This is a genomic window from Pseudomonas sp. St290, from assembly GCF_018325805.1.
Lineage (GTDB): Bacteria > Pseudomonadota > Gammaproteobacteria > Pseudomonadales > Pseudomonadaceae > Aquipseudomonas > Aquipseudomonas bijieensis.
Genome location: NZ_AP014703.1, coordinates 720,780 through 745,936 on the forward strand (window position 1 = coordinate 720,780; position 25,157 = coordinate 745,936).

The 25,157-nt window shown below is 60.9% G+C and carries 21 protein-coding genes; 16 read left to right on the forward strand and 5 right to left on the reverse strand.

Annotated elements, in window-relative coordinates:
* Positions 1–288 precede the first annotated feature (288 nt).
* The 12 genes from rpsF (at position 289) to PBDP_RS03115 (ending at position 15,488) form a co-directional block, all read left to right on the forward strand.
* The gene (gene rpsF / locus PBDP_RS03060) at positions 289–717 is read left to right on the forward strand and encodes a 30S ribosomal protein S6 (RefSeq protein WP_003186395.1); all 429 of its coding nucleotides are present in this window, start codon (positions 289–291) and stop codon (positions 715–717) included.
* Positions 718–745: 28 nt separating this feature from the next.
* Positions 746–976, forward strand: a complete 231-nt coding sequence (gene rpsR / locus PBDP_RS03065; protein ID WP_002551829.1) for a 30S ribosomal protein S18 — start codon at positions 746–748, stop codon at positions 974–976.
* A gap of 36 nt (positions 977–1,012) precedes the next feature.
* Entirely contained in the window at positions 1,013–1,903 is an 891-nt protein-coding gene (locus tag PBDP_RS03070; protein WP_212801800.1) for a YybS family protein, read from the forward strand.
* An 18-nt stretch (positions 1,904–1,921) separates the two neighbouring features.
* Complete coding sequence (gene rplI, locus PBDP_RS03075) at positions 1,922–2,368, forward strand: 50S ribosomal protein L9 (RefSeq protein ID WP_003197251.1); 447 nt, start codon at positions 1,922–1,924, stop codon at positions 2,366–2,368.
* Positions 2,369–2,485: 117 nt separating this feature from the next.
* On the forward strand, positions 2,486–3,883 hold the full coding sequence (gene dnaB / locus PBDP_RS03080; RefSeq protein WP_027911801.1) for a replicative DNA helicase: 1,398 nt from the start codon (positions 2,486–2,488) through the stop codon (positions 3,881–3,883).
* 196 nt (positions 3,884–4,079) lie between these two features.
* On the forward strand, positions 4,080–6,380 hold the full coding sequence (locus tag PBDP_RS03085) for a YgiQ family radical SAM protein (RefSeq protein ID WP_176688725.1): 2,301 nt from the start codon (positions 4,080–4,082) through the stop codon (positions 6,378–6,380).
* A 303-nt stretch (positions 6,381–6,683) separates the two neighbouring features.
* Positions 6,684–7,610, forward strand: coding sequence for an Ssp4 family T6SS effector (gene ssp4, locus PBDP_RS03090; protein ID WP_109752172.1), 927 nt, complete (start codon positions 6,684–6,686; stop codon positions 7,608–7,610).
* Positions 7,607–8,068 (forward strand): hypothetical protein, encoded by a 462-nt coding sequence (locus PBDP_RS03095; RefSeq protein WP_116834045.1) that lies wholly within the window; start codon positions 7,607–7,609, stop codon positions 8,066–8,068. Before ssp4 ends, PBDP_RS03095 begins: the two co-directional genes overlap by 4 nt.
* A gap of 174 nt (positions 8,069–8,242) precedes the next feature.
* On the forward strand, positions 8,243–11,518 hold the full coding sequence (locus tag PBDP_RS03100) for a transglutaminase family protein (RefSeq protein ID WP_212801801.1): 3,276 nt from the start codon (positions 8,243–8,245) through the stop codon (positions 11,516–11,518).
* An 88-nt stretch (positions 11,519–11,606) separates the two neighbouring features.
* The gene (locus tag PBDP_RS03105) at positions 11,607–14,093 is read left to right on the forward strand and encodes a circularly permuted type 2 ATP-grasp protein (RefSeq protein ID WP_163855547.1); all 2,487 of its coding nucleotides are present in this window, start codon (positions 11,607–11,609) and stop codon (positions 14,091–14,093) included.
* Positions 14,093–14,986 (forward strand): transglutaminase family protein, encoded by an 894-nt coding sequence (locus PBDP_RS03110; RefSeq protein WP_116834047.1) that lies wholly within the window; start codon positions 14,093–14,095, stop codon positions 14,984–14,986. Before PBDP_RS03105 ends, PBDP_RS03110 begins: the two co-directional genes overlap by 1 nt.
* Positions 14,987–15,110: 124 nt before the next feature.
* Positions 15,111–15,488, forward strand: a complete 378-nt coding sequence (locus PBDP_RS03115; RefSeq protein ID WP_176688723.1) for an NUDIX hydrolase — start codon at positions 15,111–15,113, stop codon at positions 15,486–15,488.
* Positions 15,489–15,531: 43 nt separating this feature from the next.
* Here PBDP_RS03115 and PBDP_RS03120 read toward each other — a convergent pair whose 3' ends face one another.
* Both PBDP_RS03120 and PBDP_RS03125 read right to left on the reverse strand, forming a co-directional pair.
* Positions 15,532–15,720: a hypothetical protein gene (locus tag PBDP_RS03120; protein ID WP_109752178.1), complete on the reverse strand. Its 189-nt coding sequence runs from the start codon at positions 15,718–15,720 to the stop codon at positions 15,532–15,534.
* A 68-nt stretch (positions 15,721–15,788) separates the two neighbouring features.
* Positions 15,789–16,376, reverse strand: coding sequence for a cytokinin riboside 5'-monophosphate phosphoribohydrolase (locus tag PBDP_RS03125; protein WP_109752179.1), 588 nt, complete (start codon positions 16,374–16,376; stop codon positions 15,789–15,791).
* Positions 16,377–16,718: 342 nt separating this feature from the next.
* On the opposite strand from PBDP_RS03125, the gene azu reads away from it, so the two are divergent.
* The gene (gene azu / locus PBDP_RS03130; protein ID WP_109752180.1) at positions 16,719–17,165 is read left to right on the forward strand and encodes an azurin; all 447 of its coding nucleotides are present in this window, start codon (positions 16,719–16,721) and stop codon (positions 17,163–17,165) included.
* A 171-nt stretch (positions 17,166–17,336) separates the two neighbouring features.
* Here the strand turns inward: azu and nadE are convergent, their stop codons facing one another.
* The 3 genes from nadE to PBDP_RS03145 all read right to left on the reverse strand — a co-directional run bounded on the left by nadE (position 17,337) and on the right by PBDP_RS03145 (position 20,449).
* Positions 17,337–18,164 (reverse strand): NAD(+) synthase, encoded by an 828-nt coding sequence (gene nadE / locus PBDP_RS03135; protein ID WP_109752181.1) that lies wholly within the window; start codon positions 18,162–18,164, stop codon positions 17,337–17,339.
* A 4-nt stretch (positions 18,165–18,168) separates the two neighbouring features.
* Positions 18,169–19,395 carry a nicotinate phosphoribosyltransferase gene (gene pncB, locus PBDP_RS03140; protein WP_109752182.1) on the reverse strand — a complete coding sequence of 409 codons (1,227 nt, stop codon included), beginning with the start codon at positions 19,393–19,395 and terminating at the stop codon, positions 18,169–18,171.
* A gap of 142 nt (positions 19,396–19,537) precedes the next feature.
* Positions 19,538–20,449: a LysR family transcriptional regulator gene (locus PBDP_RS03145; RefSeq protein WP_109752183.1), complete on the reverse strand. Its 912-nt coding sequence runs from the start codon at positions 20,447–20,449 to the stop codon at positions 19,538–19,540.
* Positions 20,450–20,627: 178 nt separating this feature from the next.
* Between PBDP_RS03145 and amaB the strand changes: the two genes are divergently transcribed.
* The 3 genes from amaB to PBDP_RS03160 all read left to right on the forward strand — a co-directional run bounded on the left by amaB (position 20,628) and on the right by PBDP_RS03160 (position 25,065).
* Positions 20,628–22,118 (forward strand): L-piperidine-6-carboxylate dehydrogenase, encoded by a 1,491-nt coding sequence (gene amaB / locus PBDP_RS03150; protein ID WP_212801802.1) that lies wholly within the window; start codon positions 20,628–20,630, stop codon positions 22,116–22,118.
* A gap of 155 nt (positions 22,119–22,273) precedes the next feature.
* A complete protein-coding gene (gene amaA, locus PBDP_RS03155; RefSeq protein WP_212801803.1) occupies positions 22,274–23,557 on the forward strand; it encodes an L-pipecolate oxidase in 1,284 nt (427 codons plus the stop codon).
* A gap of 371 nt (positions 23,558–23,928) precedes the next feature.
* The gene (locus PBDP_RS03160; protein ID WP_109752186.1) at positions 23,929–25,065 is read left to right on the forward strand and encodes a branched-chain amino acid ABC transporter substrate-binding protein; all 1,137 of its coding nucleotides are present in this window, start codon (positions 23,929–23,931) and stop codon (positions 25,063–25,065) included.
* Positions 25,066–25,157: the final 92 nt, after the last annotated feature.

Sequence of the window (25,157 nt, forward strand, 5' to 3'; positions counted from 1 at the left end):
GGGAGCGAGCCTGCTCGCGATAGCGGCGTGTCATTCAGCGCAAATGTTGAATGTGGCGTCCTCATCGCGAGCAAGCTCGCTCCCACATTGATTTTGTGTTTGGGCGTGGATTGGTGGCTGTTCAAATAATCACCAATTACCTTGCGCCTCCCTCGGCCCTTCTCTACAATTGCGCCCCTTGCTGTGATGGCAGGCACTTATGTGTCTAGCGTCCACAAGTCCATAAGTGTCATTCACTCCTTGTCTGACCGTTTTTGAGCGGCAGGCTACAACCCGTAAGGAGCATTCATGCGTCATTACGAAATCATCTTTTTGGTCCACCCGGATCAAAGCGAGCAAGTCGGCGGCATGGTTGAGCGTTACACCAAGCTGATCGAAGAAGACGGCGGCAAAATCCACCGTCTGGAAGATTGGGGCCGTCGTCAACTGGCCTACGCAATCAACAATGTTCACAAGGCTCACTACGTGATGCTGAACGTTGAGTGCACTGGCAAGGCCCTGGCCGAGCTGGAAGACAACTTCCGCTACAACGATGCAGTGATCCGTAACCTGGTCATCCGTCGCGAAGAAGCCGTCACCGGCCAATCCGAGATGCTCAAGGCTGAAGAAAACCGCAGTGAGCGCCGTGAGCGTCGCGACCGTCCTGAGCACTCTGACAGCGCCGATGGCGATGACAGCGATAGCGACAGCGACAACAGCGATAACGCTGACGAGTAATCCACGGACCTTTTAAGGAGCCAATCACATGGCACGTTTCTTCCGTCGTCGTAAATTCTGCCGCTTCACCGCTGAAGACGTGAAAGAGATCGATTACAAAGATCTCAACACTCTGAAAGCCTACGTATCCGAGACCGGCAAAATCGTTCCAAGCCGTATCACCGGTACCAAAGCTCGTTATCAGCGTCAGCTGGCCACCGCTATCAAGCGCGCCCGCTTCCTGGCCCTGCTGGCCTACACCGACAGCCACGGCCGCTGAGACCGGGCAGTCGACGAGTAGTAAGGGATTGAATGCATGCGCGCCTTAGCTGACTTCATCATGCGGGGACGTGTGCAGGCCACGTTGGTTGTGGCCGGATCCGCGGCATTGCCGCTGTTGTTCTGGTTGAGTGCCGCCGCTGGGTGCCTTGTGCTCCTGCGGCGCGGTTCGGACGCCTTGAGCGTCCTGGGTATCGGGTTGCTGTCAGCGTTGGTGAGCTGGTATTTCCTGAAGGACCCGACAACACTCCTGGTGTTGCTCGGGGCTTGTGGCCTGGCGTTGGTTCTGCGCGCCGGACATACCTGGAACCGCGTGCTGCTGTGCAGCGTGGCCGTGGGGTTGTTGTGTGCGGTGAGCCTGGGGACCGTATTCGGTTCCTTCATCGAGTCACTGGCGCAGACGTTCGAACACGTCCTGCCGCTGGCGATGGGTGAGGTCTACGAGACATTCTCGACAGACCAGAAGGCATTTCTCGCCGCACTGAGCGCTCCGCTGATGATCATCTCGATAGCGTCTTCGCTGCAGATCTTTAGCGTGCTGTGCCTGATTCTTGGGCGCTATTGGCAGGCGTCGTTGTATAACCCCGGTGGTTTCGGTCGCGAGTTTCGCGCCATCCGATTCCCCAAGAGCGTGGCGCTGTCACTGCTGGCCGTCATGTGTGTTGCCCCGTTTTTCGGGCTGCATGCACTGATCCTGTTGCCGTTGTGCAGTGTACCGCTGGTCTTCGCCGGCCTGGCCCTGATTCACGGGCTGGTGGCGCAGAAGCGACTGGCCACGTTCTGGCTGGTGGGGATATACGTGACGTTGTTGCCTTTCATGCACTTGCTCGGTCCGTTGCTCGTGGTCTTGGCCATCGTCGACAGCCTGATTGATTTTCGCGGTCGTATGGCGCCGAAAGACGCCGACAACGCGAACGGTGAAGGTTAAAAGTTAGAGGATTTTCACATGCAACTGATCCTTCTGGAAAAAGTCACCAACCTGGGCAACCTGGGTGACAAAGTAAACGTTAAGGCCGGCTACGGTCGTAACTACCTGCTGCCTTACGGCAAAGCCACCGCTGCGACCGCTGCCAACCTGGCTGCGTTCGAAGAGCGTCGCGCTGAGCTGGAAAAAGCTGCCGCAGACCGTAAAACCTCGGCTGAAAGCCGTGCTGCCCAACTGGCCGAGCTGGAAGTGACCATCACTGCCACCGCTGGCGACGAAGGCAAGCTGTTTGGTTCGATCGGTACTCACGACATCGCTGACGCACTGACCGCCTCTGGCGTTGAAGTTGCGAAAAGCGAAGTTCGTCTGCCGAACGGCACCATCCGCAACGTAGGCGAATTCGACGTAGCCGTGCACCTGCACGCCGAAGTTGAAGCCACCGTACGCGTTGTCGTGGTAGCAGCCTAAGCAACACCTGTCGGCTGGCACCCTCGGGTGCTTGCCGGTAACATCGGGCACGATCCTGTTTACAGGTCGTGCCCTTTGTCTTTCTGCAATTGCTGAATTTCATAACCAGACGTGGCCATGAACGAAATCACCGCTCCCGAGCAATATGATCTGCAAACCGCTGCCCTGAAGGTGCCCCCGCATTCCATCGAGGCCGAACAGGCCGTGCTCGGTGGCCTGATGCTGGACAACAACGCCTGGGAACGCGTGCTCGATCAAGTCTCCGACGGCGATTTCTATCGACATGACCATCGCCTGATTTTCCGTGCGATCGCCAGGCTTGCCGATCAGAACATGCCGATCGACGTCGTCACCCTGGCCGAGCAATTGGACAAGGAAGGGCAGACGTCCCAGGTCGGTGGCCTCGGTTACCTGGGCGAGTTGGCAAAAAACACGCCGTCTGTCGCCAACATCAAGGCCTATGCGCAGATCGTCCGCGAACGGGCGACGTTGCGTCAGTTGATCGGTATCAGCACTGAAATCGCCGACAGCGCCTTCAACCCGGAAGGCCGCACCGCCGCCGAGATCCTCGACGAAGCCGAACGGCAGATCTTCCAGATCGCCGAGGCCCGGCCGAAAACCGGCGGCCCGGTGAGTGTCAACGACCTGCTGACCAAGGCCATCGACCGTATCGACACCTTGTTCAACACCGACAACGCCATCACCGGCCTGTCCACTGGCTACACCGATCTCGACGAGAAGACCAGCGGTCTGCAGCCGTCCGACCTGATCATCGTCGCCGGCCGTCCGTCCATGGGTAAGACCACCTTTGCGATGAACCTGGTGGAAAACGCCGTGCTGCGCAGCGACAAAGCCGTGCTGGTGTACTCCCTCGAGATGCCAGGCGAATCGCTGATCATGCGTATGCTCTCGTCCCTGGGGCGTATCGACCAGACCAAGGTCCGTTCCGGCCAATTGGAAGACGATGACTGGCCGCGCCTGACATCGGCGGTCAACCTGCTCAACGACCGCAAGCTGTTCATCGACGATACCGCGGGTATCAGCCCGTCGGAAATGCGTGCCCGGACCCGTCGCCTGGTGCGTGAGCATGGTGACATCGCGCTGATCATGATCGACTACCTGCAATTGATGCAGATCCCGGGTTCCAGCGGCGACAACCGGACCAACGAGATTTCCGAAATCTCCCGTTCCCTCAAGGCCCTGGCCAAGGAATTCAACTGCCCGGTGGTTGCACTTTCCCAGTTGAACCGTTCCCTGGAACAGCGCCCGAACAAACGCCCGGTGAACTCCGACTTGCGGGAATCCGGAGCGATCGAGCAGGACGCCGACGTGATCATGTTCGTCTACCGTGACGAGGTGTATCACCCTGAGACGGAACACAAGGGCATCGCCGAAATCATCATCGGCAAACAGCGGAACGGTCCGATCGGCTTCATTCGCCTGGCGTTCATCGGTAAATACACCCGATTCGAGAACTTGGCGCCGGGTAGCTACAATTTTGATGACGATGAGTAAATTCTTCATCGCCTGATCTGGCCTCATCGCGAGCAGGCTCGCTCCCACATGGGATCTGTGTGTTGCAGATATTTTGTGGGAGCGAGCCTGCTCGCGATGAGGGCGTCACCATTTCCGACCATAGCCGTCGGAATTGGTCAAATTTTGTGCTATATTCCGCGCCCGCGATTTTTCATCCTTTATACCGGTCATCGACATGCAAGCAGCCAAGCCGTTATTTGACTATCCCAAGTACTGGGCCGAATGTTTCGGCCCGGCGCCGTTCCTGCCCATGAGCAGGGAGGAGATGGATCAGCTCGGCTGGGATTCATGCGACATCATCATCGTGACCGGTGATGCCTACGTCGATCACCCGTCGTTCGGCATGGCGATCATTGGCCGTTTGCTGGAAGCCCAGGGCTTTCGCGTCGGGATCATTGCCCAGCCGAACTGGCAGTCCAAAGACGACTTCATGAAGCTCGGCGAGCCCAACCTGTTTTTCGGTGTCGCGGCCGGCAATATGGACTCGATGATCAACCGCTACACCGCCGACAAGAAAATCCGTTCCGACGACGCCTACACCCCCGGTGGCCTGGCGGGCAAACGTCCGGACCGTGCGAGCCTGGTCTACAGCCAGCGCTGCAAGGAAGCCTACAAGCATGTGCCGATCGTGCTTGGCGGTATCGAAGCGTCGCTGCGGCGTATCGCCCATTACGATTACTGGCAGGACCGGGTCCGCAATTCGATCCTGATCGACGCCTGCGCCGACATCCTGCTCTACGGCAACGCCGAGCGGGCGATTGTCGAAGTCGCCCAGCGCCTGTCCTACGGCCACAAGATCGAAGACATCACCGATGTGCGCGGCACGGCGTTCATCCGCCGCGACACGCCGCAAGGCTGGTACGAAGTCGATTCCACGCGCATCGACCGCCCGGGCAAGATCGACAAGATCATCAACCCGTATGTGAATACCCAGGACACTGCTGCTTGCGCCATCGAGCAGGAGAAGGGGCCGGTTGAAGATCCGAGCGAAGCCAAGGTCGTCCAGATCCTGGCGAGCCCGAAGATGACCCGCGACAAAACCGTGATTCGTCTGCCATCGGTGGAAAAGGTCCGTGGCGACGCGGTGCTGTACGCCCACGCCAACCGGGTACTTCACCTGGAAACCAACCCGGGTAACGCCCGTGCCCTGGTGCAGAAACACGGCGAGGTCGATGTCTGGTTCAACCCGCCGCCCATTCCGATGACCACCGAGGAAATGGACTACGTGTTTGGTATGCCTTACGCACGTGTTCCGCACCCGGCTTATGGCAAGGAAAAGATCCCGGCCTACGAGATGATCCGTTTCTCGGTGAACATCATGCGTGGCTGCTTCGGCGGCTGCACCTTCTGCTCGATCACCGAGCACGAAGGCCGGATCATCCAGAACCGCTCCGAAGAGTCGATCATTCGCGAGATCGAAGAGATCCGCGACAAGGTCCCAGGCTTCACCGGCGTCATTTCCGACCTCGGCGGCCCGACCGCGAACATGTACCGCATCGCCTGCAAGAGCCCGGAAATCGAGTCCGCGTGCCGCAAGCCGTCGTGCGTGTTCCCCGGCATCTGCCCGAACCTCAATACCGACCATTCTTCGCTGATCCAGCTGTACCGCAGCGCCCGTGCCTTGCCTGGGGTGAAGAAGATCCTGATCGCCTCCGGCCTGCGTTACGACCTGGCGGTCGAGTCGCCGGAATACGTCAAGGAATTGGTGACCCACCACGTCGGTGGTTACCTGAAGATCGCCCCGGAGCACACCGAGGAAGGCCCGCTCAACCAGATGATGAAGCCGGGCATTGGCAGCTATGACAAATTCAAGCGGATGTTCGAGAAGTACACCAAGGAAGCCGGGAAGGAGCAGTACCTGATTCCGTACTTCATCGCCGCCCACCCGGGCACCACCGACGAAGACATGATGAACCTGGCGCTGTGGCTCAAGGGCAATGGTTTCCGCGCCGACCAGGTGCAGGCGTTCTACCCGTCACCGATGGCTACCGCGACCGCCATGTACCACTCGGGCAAGAACCCGCTGCGCAAGGTCACCTACAAGAGCGATGCGGTGACCATCGTCAAGAGCGAGGAGCAGCGCCGCCTGCACAAGGCCTTCCTGCGTTATCACGACCCCAAGGGTTGGCCGATGCTGCGTGAAGCGCTGACCCGCATGGGCCGCGCCGACCTGATCGGGCCGGGCAAGAACCAGTTGATCCCGTTGCACCAGCCGGCCACCGACAGCTACCAGAGCGCCCGGCGCAAGAACTCGACGCCGGCTGGCAGCCACAAGGTGGGCAAGGAAACCACCAAGATCCTGACCCAGCACACTGGGCTGCCACCGCGTGCCAGTGACGGTGGCAACCCATGGGACAAGCGTGAGCAAGCCAAGGCCGCGGCATTCGCCCGCAACCAGCAGGCCGCCAAGGAACGCAAGGACGCCGCCAAGGGCAAGGGCCCGAAACCGGCGCGCAAGCCTGTCGTGCCGCGCTGATCCTTGAGCGACAACGTAAAACGCCAGCCTTAAGTGCTGGCGTTTTGCTTTCTAGCGACGGTGCTGGCCGTTTGTTATCGTGGCGACCGCCTTACGACGTGATGGCGGATGCATAGCCTTTTGTGGCGAGGGAGCTTGCTCCCGCTGGGCTGCGAAGCGGCCCCAAATAATCCCATGCAATGTTCTCAGACAGACCGTGCCGGCCGGTTTACGACGGCTTCGCCGCCGAGCGGGAGCAAGCTCCCTCGCCACAGTATTGTGTGTGGATAAAGACTCACTTTCCGACTCTCAAGGACGATTCATATGAGCAGCGCTTCAACGGGCATCGGCATGGACCTGAGCTTCTCCCAGTTCATGGCCCGCAAACGCATCGAAAGCCAGATCAACCTGCCACGCCTGTTCGCTGCCATCGACGCTGATCCTGGCATCGCCGGGGCGGGTGTGGTCTATGTCGATTCCGAATACAACGTTGTGACCCTGCGCGAATTCAAGCCGATTTGCAGCATCGCGCCCAAGCGCATCATTCTGCGCGAGGCGAAAAAATACATCGCGCCGCAGCAGTTCATCGACCAGGTAAAAAGCAGCCCGCGTGAATCCAAGCTCGGGCTTGAAGCAACCAATGCCGGGTTGTCCTGTGTCGCCGCGGTGATTGGTTGGGTGGTGGTGTTCAGTGGCAGCGTCGCGGTGCCCTTTACGGCGGGGGCCAGTGCCTTTGTCGTTGCCCTGGGCGCCGCTGCCGCGACGGCCAGTACCGCGCAATGTGTCATTGGCGGGATGCGGGTGGCCAATGAGCTGACCAATCCGACTGGCAACGATGAGATGAATGATGCTGACTGGTACAACATCGTGTCGCCGATCCTTGACGGAGTGTCCCTGGTGGGTGTCGGTGGCTCGGCCCTGACGACTGTCCGACTGCTCAAGGCCAACAAGGCGGCTGGCACTGGAAAGAGTTGGTATCAGTTGCTCAAGGGCTTGAATCGGCAAGAGCGAAGCAAGCTGACCAAGGAACTGTTGACGCTCAAGGACCCGAGCCTGACTGCCAAGCTACTCAAGTTGCAGCAACGGGCCGGGGCCATGCCCAAGCGTTATTCTTCAGCCGAAATCAGGCACGCGACCCTGACCCAGATAAAGGATTCCCTCGGCGGCGCGCTGGGGATCATTGGCAGTTATACCGGCGATGGCGCCGTGAAGACTGTTGCCGTCGGCCTGTATGAGGAATTCACGGAATGATCGGTGGCGGATCGCTCAAGCAATTCCTCGCCCGTTATTTTCCGGTTTTCATGGGGACGATCCTGCTGGGCTGCTTTTCCGGGTCGACCCTGCTTGTGTTGGCGGGGACCACTTATTGGCGTGCCCTGGAGCCGTCAGCCAGGACCGACTATATCGGGCTCGGCACTCTGGCCCTGGTGCTCGTCCTGGTCCTGGGCAACCTCTTGATCGTTCGCGGACGCGCCTGGGCGGTCTGGTGGGTAGCGGGGTATTTCCTGGCCTGTCTGGCGGCGGTGCTGCCGATGTTCGCTTATCGACCGCATCAGGGGGTGTACCTGTTCGCGGTGCTGTTGCCACTGCTGGGGCTGTTGCTGCTCAACAGCAAGCGCCACCGGGAAATGCGCAAAAAACTGGTGGAGATCCGCCGCCAGCGCTCACTCATCACCCAGGCCGCCAAGGCACCACGGTCGCGTCGCTGAGTCGATTCGTGCTGCCCGCGCCGCATTTATGTGCGTTGCTTTGCAGATGAATACGGGCATCGCGCGTTTTTAGTGCTCTACTGCCTTGAGTAGATCAAGAAAGTGTCCGGCCTGCCTGCATGGCATAAGTCTTGCGCCGCTTTCGATATCGCCCAGGCTCGCAGGAGGCACGTCGTGTCGATCCATGTCGCATTGCATCACGTCACGCATTACCGTTACGACCGCGCCGTCGAGCTCGGCCCGCAGATCGTTCGCCTGCGCCCGGCGGCCCACAGCCGCACGCGCATTCTTTCCTATGCGCTGAAGGTTTCGCCCGACCAGCATTTCATCAACTGGCAGCAGGATCCCCAGGGCAACTACCTGGCGCGGCTGGTGTTTCCCGAGAAAACCCGGGAGCTGCGGATCGAGGTCGACCTGCTGGCGGAAATGGCGGTATTCAATCCGTTCGACTTCTTCCTCGAACCCTACGCCGAAAAGATTCCGTTCGCCTACGCGGCCGATGAGCGCAAGGAACTGGCGCCTTACCTGGAAACCCTGCCGCTGACGCCGAGGTTCCAGGCGTATCTGGATGGCATCGACCGCACGCCATTGCCGGCGGTGGATTTCCTGGTGGCGCTCAACCAGCGCCTGAGCGAAGACATCAACTACCTGATCCGCATGGAGCCCGGCGTGCAGACGCCGGAGCACACCCTGGAGCACGCGTCCGGCTCCTGCCGCGACTCGGCCTGGTTGCTGGTGCAGTTGTTACGCAACCTCGGCCTGGCGGCGCGGTTCGTGTCCGGTTACCTGATCCAGTTGACCGCCGATGTGAAAAGCCTCGATGGCCCATCCGGCACCGAGGTGGACTTTACCGACCTGCATGCCTGGTGCGAGGTCTACCTGCCCGGTGCCGGCTGGATCGGCCTGGATGCGACGTCCGGGCTGTTCGCTGGTGAAGGCCACATCCCGTTGGCCTGTAGTCCCGATCCGTCCTCGGCAGCACCGATCAGCGGCCTGGTGGAGCCTTGCGAGTGTGAGTTCAGCCACGAAATGTCCGTCGAGCGGGTCTGGGAAGCGCCGCGGGTGACCAAGCCGTACACCGAAGCGCAATGGCTGGCGATCCAGGCGCTGGGGCGCCAGATCGACGCCGACCTGTTGGAGGGCGATGTGCGCCTGACCATGGGCGGCGAACCGACCTTTGTCTCCATCGATGACCCGGACGGCGCCGAGTGGAACACCGCCGCCCTCGGGCCGGACAAGCGCCGGCTCTCCGCCGAGCTGTTCCAGCGCATGCGCAAGCACTATGCGCCCCAAGGTCTGGTGCACTTTGGCCAGGGCAAGTGGTACCCGGGCGAGCAATTGCCGCGCTGGTCGCTCAACTGCTATTGGCGACGCGATGGTGTGCCGATCTGGCACAACAGCGCATTGATCGCCGACGAGCAGGAGGATTACGGTGCCGATGGCGAACTGGCTGGGCGCTTCCTGGCGAGCGTCGCCGAGCGTTTGAAGATTCCTGCGCGGTTCGTGTTTCCGGCCTACGAAGACAATTTCTACTACCTCTGGCGCGAAGGTGCGTTGCCGTCGAATGTCACGGCCGAGGATCCGCGTCTGGAGGACGCCCTGGAGCGGGCACGATTGCGCAAGGTCTTCAGCCAGGGCCTGGATAAAGTGATTGGCCAGGTCCTGCCGCTGGCTCGCACTGCCAAGGGCGATCAATGGCAGAGCGGTCGTTGGTACCTGCGCGACAACCACTGCCGCCTGGTGCCGGGGGATTCGCCCCTGGGCTATCGCTTGCCGCTGGCGTCCCAGCCTTGGGTGACGGCGGCCGAGTACCCGTACATTCATCCCACCGACCCGAACCAGGACTTGCCTGAACTGCCCGGCACCGAGTCGCTGGCGCGTCACGGCGAGTCGGCGACCGAACAGGAGCGTGTCCCACAGATCGACATATCCGCCGACTGGCTGACCCGCACTGCCTTCTGTGCCGAGGCCCGTGAAGGCCGGCTCTATCTGTTCATGCCGCCGCTGGAGCGGGTCGAGGATTATCTGGAGCTGGTCAGCGCCATCGAGGCGACGGCTGAGGAGTTGCACTGTCCGGTGCTGTTGGAAGGCTACGAGCCGCCGAGCGACCCGCGCCTGAGCAATTTTCGCATCACCCCCGACCCCGGTGTGATCGAGGTCAACGTGCAACCCTCGGCAACCTGGGATGAGTTGGTCGAGCGCACCGAGTTTCTCTACGAGCAGGCGCGACAGACTCGGCTGACCACCGAGAAATTCATGATCGATGGCCGGCACACCGGCACTGGTGGCGGTAACCATTTCGTACTGGGTGGCGCGACACCGGCTGACTCACCGTTCCTACGGCGTCCCGACCTGTTGCGCAGCCTGATCAGCTATTGGCATAACCACCCGTCGTTGTCCTACCTGTTTTCCGGATTGTTCATCGGCCCGACCTCCCAGGCGCCTCGGGTGGATGAGGCGCGCAACGACGCGTTGTACGAGCTGGAAATCGCTTTTGCGCAAATGCCACAACCCGGCGAGGAATGCCCGCCATGGTTGGTCGATCGCTTGCTGCGCAACCTGTTGATCGACGTGACAGGCAATACCCACCGCGCCGAATTCTGCATCGACAAGCTCTACTCACCGGACGGCGCCACGGGCCGTCTTGGCCTGTTGGAACTGCGTGCTTTCGAAATGCCGCCTCACGCGCGCATGAGCCTGGCCCAGCAATTATTGCTAAGGGCGCTGGTGGCGCGGTTCTGGCGTGAGCCTTATGCACCGGCGAAATTGGCGCGCTGGGGCACGGAGCTGCATGACCGTTTCCTGTTGCCGCACTTTATCGAGCAGGATTTTGCCGACGTCATCCATGAGCTGAACGCCGCCGGTTACCCGCTGCGGGCCGAGTGGTTCGCCGCACACCTGGAGTTCCGCTTCCCCAAAGTGGGCGATTACGCGGTCAGCGGTATCGAACTGCAATTGCGCCAGGCCCTCGAGCCTTGGCATGTGCTGGGGGAAGAGGGCGCGGTGGGTGGCACTGTGCGTTATGTGGACTCCTCCCTGGAGCGCTTGCAGGTCAAGCTCAGCGGCCTGGCGCCGCAACGCTACCTGCTGACGTGCAATGGCGTGCCGGTGCCGTTGCAACCCACCGGTCGGGTTGGCGAGTTCGTCGCCGGGGTGCGTTTCCGCGCCTGGCAACCGGCCAACTGCTTGCAACCGACCATCCCGGTGCATGCGCCGCTGGTCTTCGACTTGCTCGACACCTGGATACAACGTTCCATAGGCGGTTGCCAGTATCACGTGGCTCATCCGGGCGGGCGCAACTACGACAGCCTGCCGGTCAATGCCAATGAGGCTGAGAGCCGGCGGATGGCGCGTTTCTTCCGTCTTGGACACACGCCTGGGAAACTTCCTATACCCAGCCTGGCCATGGATGACGAGTTTCCCCTCACGCTCGATCTGCGACGGTTCTGAGTCTTACGCGACGCCCGGATATTTCAACTATCCGGGCGTCATGCGCTTGCGCTAGTCTCACCTTTCATTGCCGTCTGCCGAGCTTTCCATGCCTGACCTGCTTGACCATTACCCGCTGACAACGGGCACCTATCATGAACTGTTGGACGACAGCGGTGCCGTGCGTACGCACTGGCGGCGGCTGTTCGACCAGTTGCAGCGCAGCACGCCGGCCCAGTTGGTCCAGCGCCAGGCCCTGCTGACCCGGCAGATCCAGGAAAACGGCGTGACCTATAACGTCTACGCGGACCCCAAAGGCGCCGACCGGCCGTGGGAACTGGACCTGCTGCCCCACGTGATCGACCCGCAAGAGTGGAAGCAACTGTCGGCCGGAATCGCCCAGCGTGCTCGGCTGCTCAACGCGGTGCTGGCCGACCTGTACGGGCCACAACGGCTGATCAGCGAAGGGCTGTTGCCGGCAGAACTGGTGTATGGGCACAACAATTTCCTTTGGCCTTGCCAGGGCATCGCGCCGCCGGACGGCAGCTTTCTGCACCTGTATGCGGTGGATCTGGCGCGCACGCCCGATGGACGCTGGTGGGTCACGGCGGATCGGACCCAGGCGCCTTCAGGTGCCGGATACGCGTTGGAAAATCGCATGATCGTTTCCCGCGCCTTTCCCGATTTGTATCGTGATCTGAAGGTGCGGCACTTGTCCGGCTTTTTCCGTACCTTGCAGGAAACCCTGGCACGACAGGCTCCCAGCGACGGCGAATCGCCGCTGGTGGTGCTGTTGACGCCGGGGCGCTTCAACGAAAGTTATTTCGAACATCTCTACCTGGCGCGCCAGTTGGGTTATCCGCTGGTAGAAGGGGGTGACCTGACCGTTCGGGACGCCACGGTCTACCTCAAGACCCTCAGCGGCCTGCGTCGGGTCCACGCCATCATGCGCCGGCTCGACGACGATTTCTGCGACCCCTTGGAACTGCGCACCGATTCAGCCCTCGGCGTGCCAGGGTTGTTGGAAGCGGTGCGTCAGGGCCGGGTACTGGTGGCCAATGCCCTGGGCAGCGGCGTGCTGGAATCACCGGGCCTCCTGGGGTTCCTGCCAAAGATCAACCAGTACCTGTTCGGCGAAGAGCTGCTGCTGCCGTCCATCGCCACCTGGTGGTGCGGTGAGCCGCCGGTGCTGGCCCAGGCCCTGGAAAAATTGCCGCAGCTGTTGATCAAGCCGGCGTTTCCTTCCCAGAGTTTCAGCCCGGTGTTCGGCCGCGACCTGAGCGAGAAGCAGCGCGTCCAACTGGCGGCGCGCATGCAGGCACGGCCCTATGCCTATGTCGCCCAGGAACTGGCGCAATTGTCCCAGGCCCCGGTCTGGCAGGCCGAAGATGGCCAGATCCAGCCCAGGGCGATTGGCATGCGCATGTATGCCGTGTCCGGCAAGGACGATTACCGGGTGCTACCGGGTGGGCTGACCCGCGTGGCCGCCGAGGCCGACGCCGAAGTGGTGTCGATGCAGCGCGGTGGCGCCAGCAAGGACACCTGGGTGCTGGGGGAGCAGGCGCCTGGCGGTGAACAATGGAAGGCCCAGCGAACCGTGGGGGTCCACGACCTGGTTCGACGCGATCCGTATTTGCCTTCGCGGGTGGTGGAAAACCTGTTCTGGTTCGGTCGCTACTGCGAGCGTTGCGACGACAGCGCGCGGCTGCTGCGGATCATGCTGGCGCGCTATGTCGATGGCGACGACCCACAGGCCCTGCAATCGGCGGTGTCCCTGGGTGAAAGCCTGATGCTGCTGCCCGAAGAGGGCGAGTTGCCCGAGCGTTTGCTGGCGGCACTGTTGGGGGATGACTGGTCGTTCAGCCTGCGCGCCAACCTGCAACGCTTGCAGTGGGCGGCCTCGCAGGTGCGCGGCAAGTTGTCCCGGGAAAACTGGCAAGCGCTGGTGGAATTGCAGCGCGAGGCCATGGAGTTGGAAACCGGGGAGCCGGATTTTGGTGAACTGCTGGATTTCCTCAACCGATTGGTGATGTCCCTGGCGGCATTGTCCGGGTTCGCCCTGGACGATATGACCCGCGATGAGGGCTGGCGCTTCTTGATGATGGGCCGGCGCCTGGAGCGCTTGCAGTTTCTCAGCAGTAGCCTGGCTGCGTTCCTGCGGGGCGAGGCGGTGTTCGACCAGGCCGGGCTGGAGTGGTTGTTGGAACTGGGCAACAGCAGCATCACCTACCGCTCGCGCTATTTGGCGGTGGCCCAGTTGATCCCGGTGCTGGACCTGTTGCTACTGGACGAGCAGAACCCCCACGCGGTGCTCTTCCAGTTGAAATTGGTGGCCCGTACCCTCAAGCGCTTGAACGATGATTTTGCCGCGCCCAGGGAAACCGCATTGCCGGACTTGGTCGCACGCCTGTCACGCTTTGACCTGCGATGCCTGGAAAACCCCTTGTTTGGTGAAGCCAGCCTGCGCGCCGCACTCGATGGTCTGGCCGACCTGTTGCAGGAAGTGGCCGACGTTAGCGGTCAGGTCTCCGATCGCCTGGCGTTGCGTCATTTCGCCCATGTCGATGATGTCAGCCAACGCACGGTGTCCGTCTGATGAACGCTCGTTACCAGATCCTCCACGACACTCATTATCACTACGACAGCCCGGTGTCCCTGGCCCAGCAACTCGCTCACTTGTGGCCGCGCGCCTGTGACTGGCAGCGGTGCACCGAACAACAGTTGCTGATCAGCCCGGAGCCGACGATCCGTCGCGATGAGCAGGATGTGTTCGGCAACCCGCTGACGCGCCTGGCCTTTGAACGGCCCCATGACGAGCTGTTGGTCAATGCTCGCTTGAGTGTCGAGGTGCTGGCTCGCCCCGAGTTGGATTTCAACCTGTCCCCGGCCTGGGAGTCGACCTGCAACGCGCTGACCTACAGTGGTCGGCCACTCGCGGCGCCACTGCTGGAGGCGTGCCGTTACCGTTTCGAGTCACCGTATGTGCACCTCAAGCGCAGTTTCGTCGAGTTTTCCGAAAGCTGCTTCCCGCCGGGGCGACCCTTGATGGTGGGGGTTCGAGCGCTGATGGAGAAAATTTTCGAGGAGTTCACCTTCGATGCCGAGGCGACCCAGGTGGCAACGCCGCTGGTGGAGGTGCTGGAGCGGCGGCGGGGCGTATGCCAGGACTTTGCTCACCTGATGCTGGCTTGTGTGCGCTCTCGCGGTTTGGCGGCGCGTTACGTCAGTGGCTACCTGCTGACCCAGCCGCCACCCGGCCAGCCACGGCTGATTGGCGCCGATGCGTCCCATGCCTGGGTCTCGGTGTATTGCCCGGTGTTGGGCTGGGTGGACTTCGACCCGACCAACAACGTACAGCCGGCCCTGGAACACATCACTCTGGCCTGGGGCCGGGATTTTTCCGATGTGTCGCCGCTGCGGGGAGTGATCCTGGGGGGCGGTGCCCATGATCCTGAAGTGCGTGTGACGGTGATGCCGTTGGAGTCGTGAAGCGTTCCCTTGTGGGAGCGAGCCTGCTCGCGATGAGGCCATCACATCCAGCATGTAATTGACTGTCGTGACGCTATCGCGAGCAGGCTCGCTCCCACAGTATGTATCGAACTAAGGAGGGTGCATGTTCCCGGTGTCCATCAAAGGCGTGCTGCAATCCCCCGAAGGCCTGGTTGTGCTGATGCTCAACGAACGGGACGAATGGGAACTGCCCGGTGGGCGGATCGAACTGGGCGAAACGGCGCCGCAATGTCTGGCGCGGGAAATTGCCGAGGAGCTGGCGGTTGAGGTGAGTGTAGGGGAGCCGTTGGATTCGTACCTGTTCGAGGTCATTCCCGGCAAGCACGTCTTCATCTCCACGTACCGCTGCCAGTTGCTGGGCGGTTTCGTGCCGATCGTCAGTCATGAGCACAAAGAGATCGGGCTGTTCGCGCCGGGCCAGTTGCCGGTGAACCTGCCTGTCGGTTATCGCCTGTCGATTACCAAGGCGCTGGGATTGTAAGGGTCGACAGCGGGGCTGTCGGCCCTGGACACAAGATGGGGTATCAGGCGTCGGGTGCCTGATCTTTCGGTGCATCGACGTCATGTTCTGCTGCTACTTCGCCTTCGGTATCCGGGCTCAGTGCGGCTTCTTCTTCAGCTGTGGCTTTCTTGCGCTGCAGCTTTTCCTCTTTCTTCTGCTCCTTGGCCAGGTCTCTCTGACGTTTGGCGAAGGAATAATTGGGTTTAGCCATGGGCGATCCTCTGGGGTCGAAGGTGAGGTAGAGCGGCGCGTATTCTGCCCTGTATCGGGGCCGAGCCGTTAGCTGGGTTTTTGTTCGGCCCACTTTGGCTGCACGGACGGTTGCCATTCGTCCAGCGCATCGAGCAGGTTGTGCGGTGATTGGCTCACTTGCAGCATGTCACGATGGGCCGGGCGGACGAAGCCTTCGCCGACGATATGATCGAGAAAACCGGTGAGCTTGCTGTAGAAACCGTTCACTTCCAGCAGCCCCAGCGGCTTGCCGTGGTAGCCGAGCTGGCCCCAGGTCCAGACCTCGAACAACTCCTCCAGCGTGCCGAGGCCGCCGGGCAGGGCGATGAAGGCATCGCTGAGTTCGGCCATGCGCGCCTTGCGGGCATGCATGCCATCCACCACTTCCAGGCGGGTCAGGCCGCCGTGGCCGATTTCCTTGTCCTTCAGGCTTTGCGGGATGATACCGATGACCTCGCCGCCGGCCGCCAGGGCCGCATCGGCGACGATGCCCATCAGGCCGACGGCTCCGCCACCATAGACCAGGGTCAATTTTCGTTCCGCCAACGCCCGGCCCAGGGCCTGCGCCGCTTCACGATACGTTGGATCGGTGCCGGTGCTGGCGCCGCAAAATACACAAACGGATGCTATGGACATGCTTTACTCCATGATCAGTAACCGATCCAGAGTAAAGCCTGGCCTATGCTGCGCAAAGGACTTAAACCTCGCGTTGGGGTTTTTCGTAGGTACCACTGGCGCCGCAGGCATAGGCGGCGAGCAAGCTGCACAACAGGCTGTTGAGGTTCATGATGGGCGCTCCAGAGAGGTGATGGGGCCAATCATAGAGAGGTGTCATTCCTCTGGCTGGTTGATTGTGTCCATCAGGCTGATAGCCTTAAGTTGTATACAATGTTTGATTCAGGTCATAGGAACTTGTCTCAAATTCAGGCAGTCTTCCCCTTTGACGGAATTTTGTTAACCATGCCTTGGAGATTCACGATGTTTGCCAAACTTGTTGCAGTATCCCTGTTGACGCTGGCCAGCAGCCAACTGATGGCAGCGGAGTGCAAGACCACCATCGATTCGACCGACCAGATGTCCTTCAACACCAAGGCCATCGAGATCGACAAGAGCTGCAAGACGTTCACCGTTGAGCTGACTCACTCGGGCAGCTTGCCGAAAAACGTCATGGGCCATAACTGGGTGCTGAGCAAAGAGGCTGACATGCAGCCGATCGCCACTGATGGCCTGGCCGCCGGTATCGACAAGAACTACCTGAAAGAAAATGACGCTCGCGTCATCGCCCATACCAAAATCATTGGTGCCGGGGAGAAAGACTCGGTGACTTTCGACGTATCGAAACTGGATGCCGCTGAAAAGTACGGCTTCTTCTGCTCGTTCCCAGGCCACATCTCGATGATGAAAGGCACTGTTACCCTGAAGTAACCCGCTTCGGCATCAAAAAAGCGCCCCCGTGCAGGGCGCTTTTTTGTGTCCGGCCAATAATCGCATCTCCTGTGGGAGCGAGCCTGCTCGCGATGGCTGCGGCACATTCAACATCAATGCAAACTGATCCACCGTTATCGCGAGCAGGCTCGCTCCCACAGGGACTGCCGGTCACGGCGCGTACGGCATCACCCGCTTGTGCTCGGTCTTGCGGTAGGTGTCGCAAATGATCCTGAACGCCTCGTCCCGCACCGGCTCGCCGTGCAGGAAAGCATCGATCTCGGCGTAGGTCACACCGTGGGAGGCTTCGTCCGGCTTGCCTGGCGACAGGTCTTCGAGATCGGCGGTGGGGACTTTTTCCACCAGCGATTCCGGTGCGCCGAAGTCTCGGGCAATGGCCCGGACCTGGTTTTTCACCAGGCCGCTGAGCGGGGCCAAGTCGCAAGCACCGTCACCGAACTTGGTGAAGAAGCCCATCACCGCTTCGGCTGCATGATCGGTACCGATTACCAGGCCTTGCTCAGTGCCCGCGATGGTGTATTGCGCCACCATGCGCATCCGCGCCTTGGTATTGCCCAGCACGAAATCCCGCGACACCGCTGCCTTGCCTTCGAACGCTGCGACCTGCTCGGCCAAGGCTTTGACCGCCGGACCGATGTTGACGGTATGACGCTCGTCCGGATCGATGAAGTCCACACAGGCTTGCGCTTCATGTTCGTCGAACTGGGTTTCGTACGGCAGGCGCACGGCGATGAACTTGTAGGCGGTGTTGCCGGTTTTCTCCCGCAGTTCGCGCATGGCTCGTTGGGCCAGCAGCCCGGCAGTCAGCGAGTCGACCCCGCCACTGATGCCCAGCACGAGGGACTTGAGACCGGAGTTGACCAGGCAATCCTGGATAAAGCCCACCCGCCGGGCGATTTCGGCCTTGAGGGCGGCGTCATCGGCGAACGGTGGCTGGACCTTGAGCTGTTCAGCAATCTCACGCTGTACGGCTTGCATGAATTCACTCCTTGCTTGATGTGTCAGAAAGGGCGGCAGGTACTTGGAAAACGTGTCGCATGTAGGCGACGAAATTCGGGTCTTTGCAATGGGTCTTGCCGGGCTCGTCTGAAATCTTGGCCACGGGTTGCCCGTCACAGCTGATCATTTTAAGCACGATGCTCATCGGCTCTACACCTGGAATGTCACATGTCAGGTTGGTGCCAATACCGAAGCTGACATTAATGCGACCACGCAATGCCCGAAAAATCTCCAGGCATTTGGGCAATGTCAGGCTATCGGAGAACACCAGGGTCTTGCTCATCGGGTCGATGCCGAGCTTGTGATAGTGGGCGATGGCTTTTTCGGCCCAGATCACCGGGTCGCCGGAGTCGTGGCGCAAACCGTCGAACAGCTTGGCGAAGAACAGATCGAAATCCTTGAGGAAGGCGTCCATGGTGATGCAGTCGGTCAGGGCGATCCCCAGCAGACCGCGGTACTCGCGCACCCAGCAATCGAGGGCGGCGATCTGGCTGTCGATCAGTCGCGGGCCCAGTTGCTGGTGGGCCATGATCCATTCATGGGCCATGGTGCCCAGCGGTTTCATGTCCAGCTCACGGGACAGGTGCACGTTGCTGGTGCCAACGAAACGCCCCGGGAAGTCGTGCTTGAGCACGTTGACCACTTCTTCCTGGACGCGGAAGGAAAAACGACGGCGGGTGCCGAAGTCCGCGACTTGCAGCTCGGACAGCTCTTCGGCGCTGGCGTTGGCGCTCAGCCAGTCGAACTTGCGATACAACTGCTCGCGGGCCTGCTCCAGGACAATTTCACGGTAGCGATAGCGGTTGCGTACCTCGCTGACAATCGCCAGCAGCGGCACTTCGAACAGAATCACGTGCAGCCACGGCCCACGCAGGCGGATAAACAGTTCACCGTTGTCGATACCGGTATGCACGTAGCGCAGGTTGAAGCGAAACAGTCCCAGGAAACGCAGGAAGTCCGGTTTGAGGAAGCTGATACGCTCCAGGAAGCCCAACTGGTCGGCGCTCAGGCTCAACTCGGCCAGACGCTCGATCTGGAAGCGGATCTCCGCCAGGTACGGGCGCAAGTCCTCGCTGTTGCGGCAACGAAATTCCCACTCGACTTCGACGTTGGGGTAGTTGTGCAGCACTGCCTGCATCATCGTCAGTTTGTAGAAGTCGGTGTCGAGCAGGTTCTGCACGATACGATCGGCAAATACGCTCTCGCTCATAACGGGAATCTCCAGACAGGCCGCTGCGGTAGGCGGCGGGGTGCTGCGGTTGGTGAAGGGGTTAGTGGCGCATATCACTCATGATGATTGCCAGTTTTTTTTGGTCACTGAAGCTTTTTTGGCCATGAACGTCATCCATGGCTTATTGCTGCAGTCCATCCGGGTTGTCGATCTGCTCCAGCATCCACTCGACAAAAAGCCGCACCTTGGGTACTTCCGCCGAATGTTCCGGGTAGGCCAGGTAGTAGGCGTTGGTGCTGGGCATCGCATGAGGCCAGGGAATGACCAACTTGCCGTCGGCCAATTCTTCTTCCACCAAAAAACGCGGCAGTAAGGCTACGCCACAGCCAACCTGGGCGGCACGAATGCACATGTAGAAGGTTTCGAAGCGCGGCCCGTGGTAGCTGTGTTCGGTGTGATAGCCCTGGTTGTCGAACCAGTCGTGCCAGGCCTGGGGGCGCGAGGCATTTTGCAAAAGCACCAGCTCGGCCAGTTGGGTCGGGTCGGTAAAAGGCTGCTCAGGCAGGCTGCCGGGCGCGCAGACCGGCACCAGTTCTTCGCCAAACAGCTTCAGGGATTCGGTGCCGGGCCGTGAGCCCTGGCCGAAATAGAACGCCAGGTCGCTGCGCCCTTGCAGCAGATCGTCGGCCTCCTGCTCGCTGCACAGGTCCAGGTGAATCGTCGGATGCCGCAGTCGCCAGCCCTTCAGGCGCGGGACCAGCCAGCGGGCACCGAAGGTCGGGGGAGTGGAAACGCGCAGGACTTCGGTATCGCCGCCGTAGGAGCGCAGGTAATGGGTAGACATCTCCACCTGCGTGAGGATTTTTCGCACTTCTCCCAGGTACAAGTCTCCGGCTGGCGTCAGTTGCAAGCGGCGGCGTATGCGCCGGAACAGCAAATGCTGCAGCAACTCCTCCAATTGCGCGACCTGCTTGCTGACTGCGCTCTGGGTCAGGTTCAGCTCTTCGGCGGCGCGGGTGAAGCTCAGGTGGCGGGTCACCGCTTCGAAGCACTGCAGTGCCGTGATCGACGGCAAATAGCGTTTATTGAGCATGATGAGGCCTTATTTCTTGTGGCTCTGCTTATCCGGTCATGGCCAGCATGAATAAACGGAATGATATCTCGCTTAAAGGTCGTTTGTTGGCAAGTCTCGGGCCAGCTACAACTACAGGTCTGATCAGCCGTATTCGTCCGGCTGCCAATTCTTTGTCTTTCGTTTGAGGAAATTTTCCATGGTTGCTGCATTGCTTGATCGCCTGGGCGTCGACTCGACCCTGTACCAGAACGGCACACAACCGGTGCATTCGCCCATTGATGGCAGTCGCATCGGCGCCGTGAACTGGGAAGGCGCGGCTGAAGTCGAGCAGCAGGTCAGCCGTGCCGAACACGCTTTCGACCTGTGGCGCCAGGTGCCGGCCCCGCGTCGTGGCGAGCTGGTACGTCAATTCGGTGACCTGTTGCGTGAATACAAGGCTGACCTTGGCGAACTGGTGTCGTGGGAAGCTGGCAAGATCACCCAGGAAGGCCTGGGTGAAGTGCAAGAGATGATCGACATCTGCGACTTCGCCGTCGGCCTGTCCCGCCAGTTGTACGGCCTGACCATCGCCTCCGAGCGTCCGGGCCACCACATGCGTGAGTCCTGGCACCCGCTGGGCGTGGTCGGGGTGATCAGTGCCTTCAACTTCCCCGTCGCGGTCTGGGCCTGGAACACTACGCTGGCCCTGGTGTGCGGCAACGCGGTGATCTGGAAACCGTCGGAAAAGACCCCGCTCACCGCCCTGGCGTGCCAGGCGTTGTTCGAGCGTGTACTGAAGAACTTCAGCGATGCACCGCCGTACCTGAGCCAGGTGATCATTGGTGGTCGCGATGCCGGTGAAGCATTGGTGGATGACCCGCGCGTGGCCTTGATCAGCGCCACCGGCAGCACCCGCATGGGCCGTGAAGTGGCGCCGAAAGTCGCCGCGCGCTTCGCCCGCAGCATTCTGGAGCTGGGCGGCAACAACGCCATGATCCTGGCCCCGAGCGCCGACCTGGATATGGCCGTGCGCGCCATCCTGTTCAGCGCCGTCGGCACCGCCGGCCAGCGTTGCACCACCCTGCGCCGGCTGATTGCCCACGAGTCGGTGAAGGAAGAAATCGTCACCCGCCTCAAGGCCGCCTATTCGAAAGTGCGCATCGGTCACCCGCTGGAAGGCAATCTGGTCGGGCCGCTGATCGACAAACACAGCTTCGACAACATGCAGGATGCGCTGGAGCAGGCCTTGAGCGAAGGCGGGCGAGTATTTGGTGGCAAGCGCCAGCTTGAAGACCAGTTCCCGAATGCCTATTACGTCTCGCCGGCCATCGTCGAGATGCCGGAGCAGAGTGATGTGGTGCGTAGCGAAACGTTCGCCCCGATCCTGTACGTGGTCGGCTACAAGGACTTTGCCGAGGCCCTGCACCTGAACAACGCCGTGCCCCAAGGCCTGTCGTCCTGCATCTTCACCACCGACGTGCGTGAAGCCGAGCAGTTCATGTCGGCGGTGGGCAGCGACTGCGGCATCGCCAACGTCAACATCGGCCCGAGCGGCGCGGAAATCGGCGGTGCATTCGGCGGTGAGAAAGAAACTGGCGGCGGTCGCGAATCCGGTTCCGACGCATGGCGCGGCTACATGCGTCGTCAGACCAACACCGTGAACTACTCGCTGGAGTTGCCGTTGGCGCAGGGGATTACCTTCGACTGAGGCTGAGTCAACGGAATTCCCTGTGGGAGCGAGCCTGCTCGCGATAGCGCCGGATCAGCCGACATCAATATTGGCAGATACACCGCCATCGCGAGCGGGCTCGCTCCCACAATGAGTCGTGTGTGATGGTTGGGTTTCTTTTTCGGAGTCTGGCAATGCCGTTACGCGAAGAATGTCTGTGGGAAAAGCTGACGCCGCAAAGGCCTGAAAACACCGCGCTGACGGGCGAAATCACCGTTGATGTGTGTGTGATCGGTGCCGGTTTCACCGGGCTGTCGGCGGCGGTTCACTTGTTGGAGCAGGGCAAGCGTGTTGCCGTGCTGGAAGCCCACCGCGCCGGGCATGGCGGATCGGGGCGTAACGTCGGCCTGGTGAACGCCGGCCTGTGGATCCCGCCGGACGACATCGAGGCCGGGTTCGGCGAGGCGGTGGGCAGCCAGCTCAACCGCATGCTGGGGGCCGCGCCGGCCCTGGTGTTCAGCCTCATCGATAAATACAACATTGATTGCCAGTTGCGCCGCGAAGGCACTTTGCACATGGCCCATAACGCCCGGGGTGAGGCAGACCTGCGCAGTCGCGAAGAACAATGGAAACGCCGTGGTGCCCCGGTGGAGTTACTCACCGGCCAGGCGTGTGCCGAGGCGACCGGTACGTCGAAAATCGCCGCGGCATTGCTCGACCGCCGCGCCGGCACCCTCAATCCGATGGCCTACACCAGCGGGTTGGCCAAGGCGGCCACGGACCTTGGCGGCCAGTTGTTCGACCATTCCCCGGTGACGCGCCTGGAACGCCAAGACCAGCGCTGGTCGGTGCAGACCGCCCAGGGTTCGGTATTGGCCGAGCAGGTAGTGATCGCCTCCAACGCCTATACCGAAGGCGACTGGACCGAGCTGCGGCGAAATTTCTTCCCCGGTTATTACTATCAGGTCGCCTCCACCCCACTGACCGACGATGCCGCCCGACGCATTCTGCCGGGTGGGCAGGGTTCGTGGGATACCCGCCAGGTGTTAAGCAGCATCCGTCGGGACAAGGACGGCCGTTTGCTGCTGGGCAGCCTGGGCAATGGCAACCGCAAGCCGACCTGGTTCCTCAAGGCCTGGGCCGACCGGGTGCAGCAGCACTATTTCCCTTACCTCAAGTCGGTGGAGTGGGAATGCACCTGGACCGGTTGCATTGCCTTCACCCCTGATCACCTGATGCGTCTGTTCGAACCGGCCCCGGGGTTGGTGGCCGTGACCGGCTACAACGGTCGGGGCGTAACCACCGGTACAGTGGTGGGCAAGGCTTTCGCCGACTACCTGTGCCACGGCAATGCCCAGGCGCTGCCGATTCCGTTCGCACCCATGCAGCCGTTGGCCGGGGTGGGCCTGCGCAGTTGCTTGTATGAGGCGGGCTTTTCGCTGTATCACGCGGGCCAGTGCCTGCGGATCGTCATTTGAGTGTTGAAAAATGTTGCCGGAAGCCACGTTTTTCCGGCATAGCGTCTAGCCTGTTATGGTGCGGGTTGTAGCAGTCGCGCACCGACAGTGTGCAGTTCGGTGACGTGGGTTGTTACACAGTGGTTGCACGCCGTTTCGTGTGATGGTTGCAATGATGGCTCAAGGAGGGTTTCACCCATTTAAGTAAAAGGTTGCACCTCGTGCGGTTTAGACGGTTGCACGCCCTATGAAAAAGGGCCCGAAACAGTCGAAATAACAATAAAGCAGCGACTTTTTTCAGAATAAAAAACCGATGGCACGGCCCTTGCTCTGAGCTTTTCAGTGAAATGAAGTCGCAGTGCCAACTAAAAAAAACCTTGGAGCACCACCTCATGTCCCAGACGTTTTACAAGAAAGGTTTCCTGGCCCTCGCAGTGGCAGCTGCGCTGGGTGTTTCTGCGTTTGCTCAAGCTGATGTGAAAATTGGTGTGGCGGGGCCGATGACCGGCGCCAACGCTGCATTTGGCGAGCAGTACATGAAGGGGGCCCAGGCGGCAGCCGATGTCATCAACAAAGCGGGTGGCGTCAACGGCGAGAAAATCGTACTGGTTGCCGGCGACGACGCCTGCGAACCCAAGCAGGCCGTTGCCGTGGCCAACCGCCTGGTCGAACAGGACAAGGTAATCGGCGTGGTCGGGCACTTCTGCTCGTCCAATACCATCCCGGCCTCCGAGGTCTATGACGAAGCCGGCATCATCGCGATCACCCCGGGCTCGACCAACCCGAAGGTTACCGAGCGTGGCCTGAGCGCGATGTTCCGCATGTGCGGTCGTGACGACCAGCAAGGCATCGTGGCGGGTGACTACATTGTCGACGTGCTCAAGGGCAAGAAAGTCGTCGTGCTGCACGACAAGGACACCTACGGCCAGGGCCTGGCGGATGCAACCATGGCCCGGCTCACGGAGCGTGGCGTGAAGCCAGTGCTGTACGAAGGCCTGACCCGTGGCGAAAAAGACTTCAGCGCCGTAGTCACCAAGATCCGTTCGACGGGTGCCGATGTGGTCTATTTCGGCGGCCTGCACCCGGAAGCCGGCCCGCTGGTTCGCCAATTGCGTGAACAAGGCCTCAAGGACGTGAAATTCATGTCCGACGATGGCATCGTGACCGACGAACTGGTCACCACCGCCGGCGGCGCGCAATACGTCGATGGCGTGTACATGACCTTTGGCGCCGACCCGCGCCTGCTGCCAGACAGCAAGGCCGTGGTTGACGAATTCCGCAAGAATGGCACCGAGCCTGAAGGCTACACCCTGTACGCCTACGCTTCGGTCCAGGCCCTGGCCGCCGGCTTCAATGGCGCCAAGTCCAATAAAGGCGAAGACGCGGCCAAGTGGCTCAAGGCCAACCCTGTCCAAACCGTGATGGGCAAGAAGGAATGGGACGCCAAGGGCGACTTGAAAGTCTCCGACTACGTGGTTTACCAGTGGGACAAGGACGGCAAATACCACCAGCTGGAAAAACAGAAGTAAGGCCTGACGCGACCGTCCAGGCCTCCTTTGGGAGCCGGGCAAGCCCCGGTTGCCAAGGGATGCGCAGCGGTCGTGCCTGACATTGCTCCGAC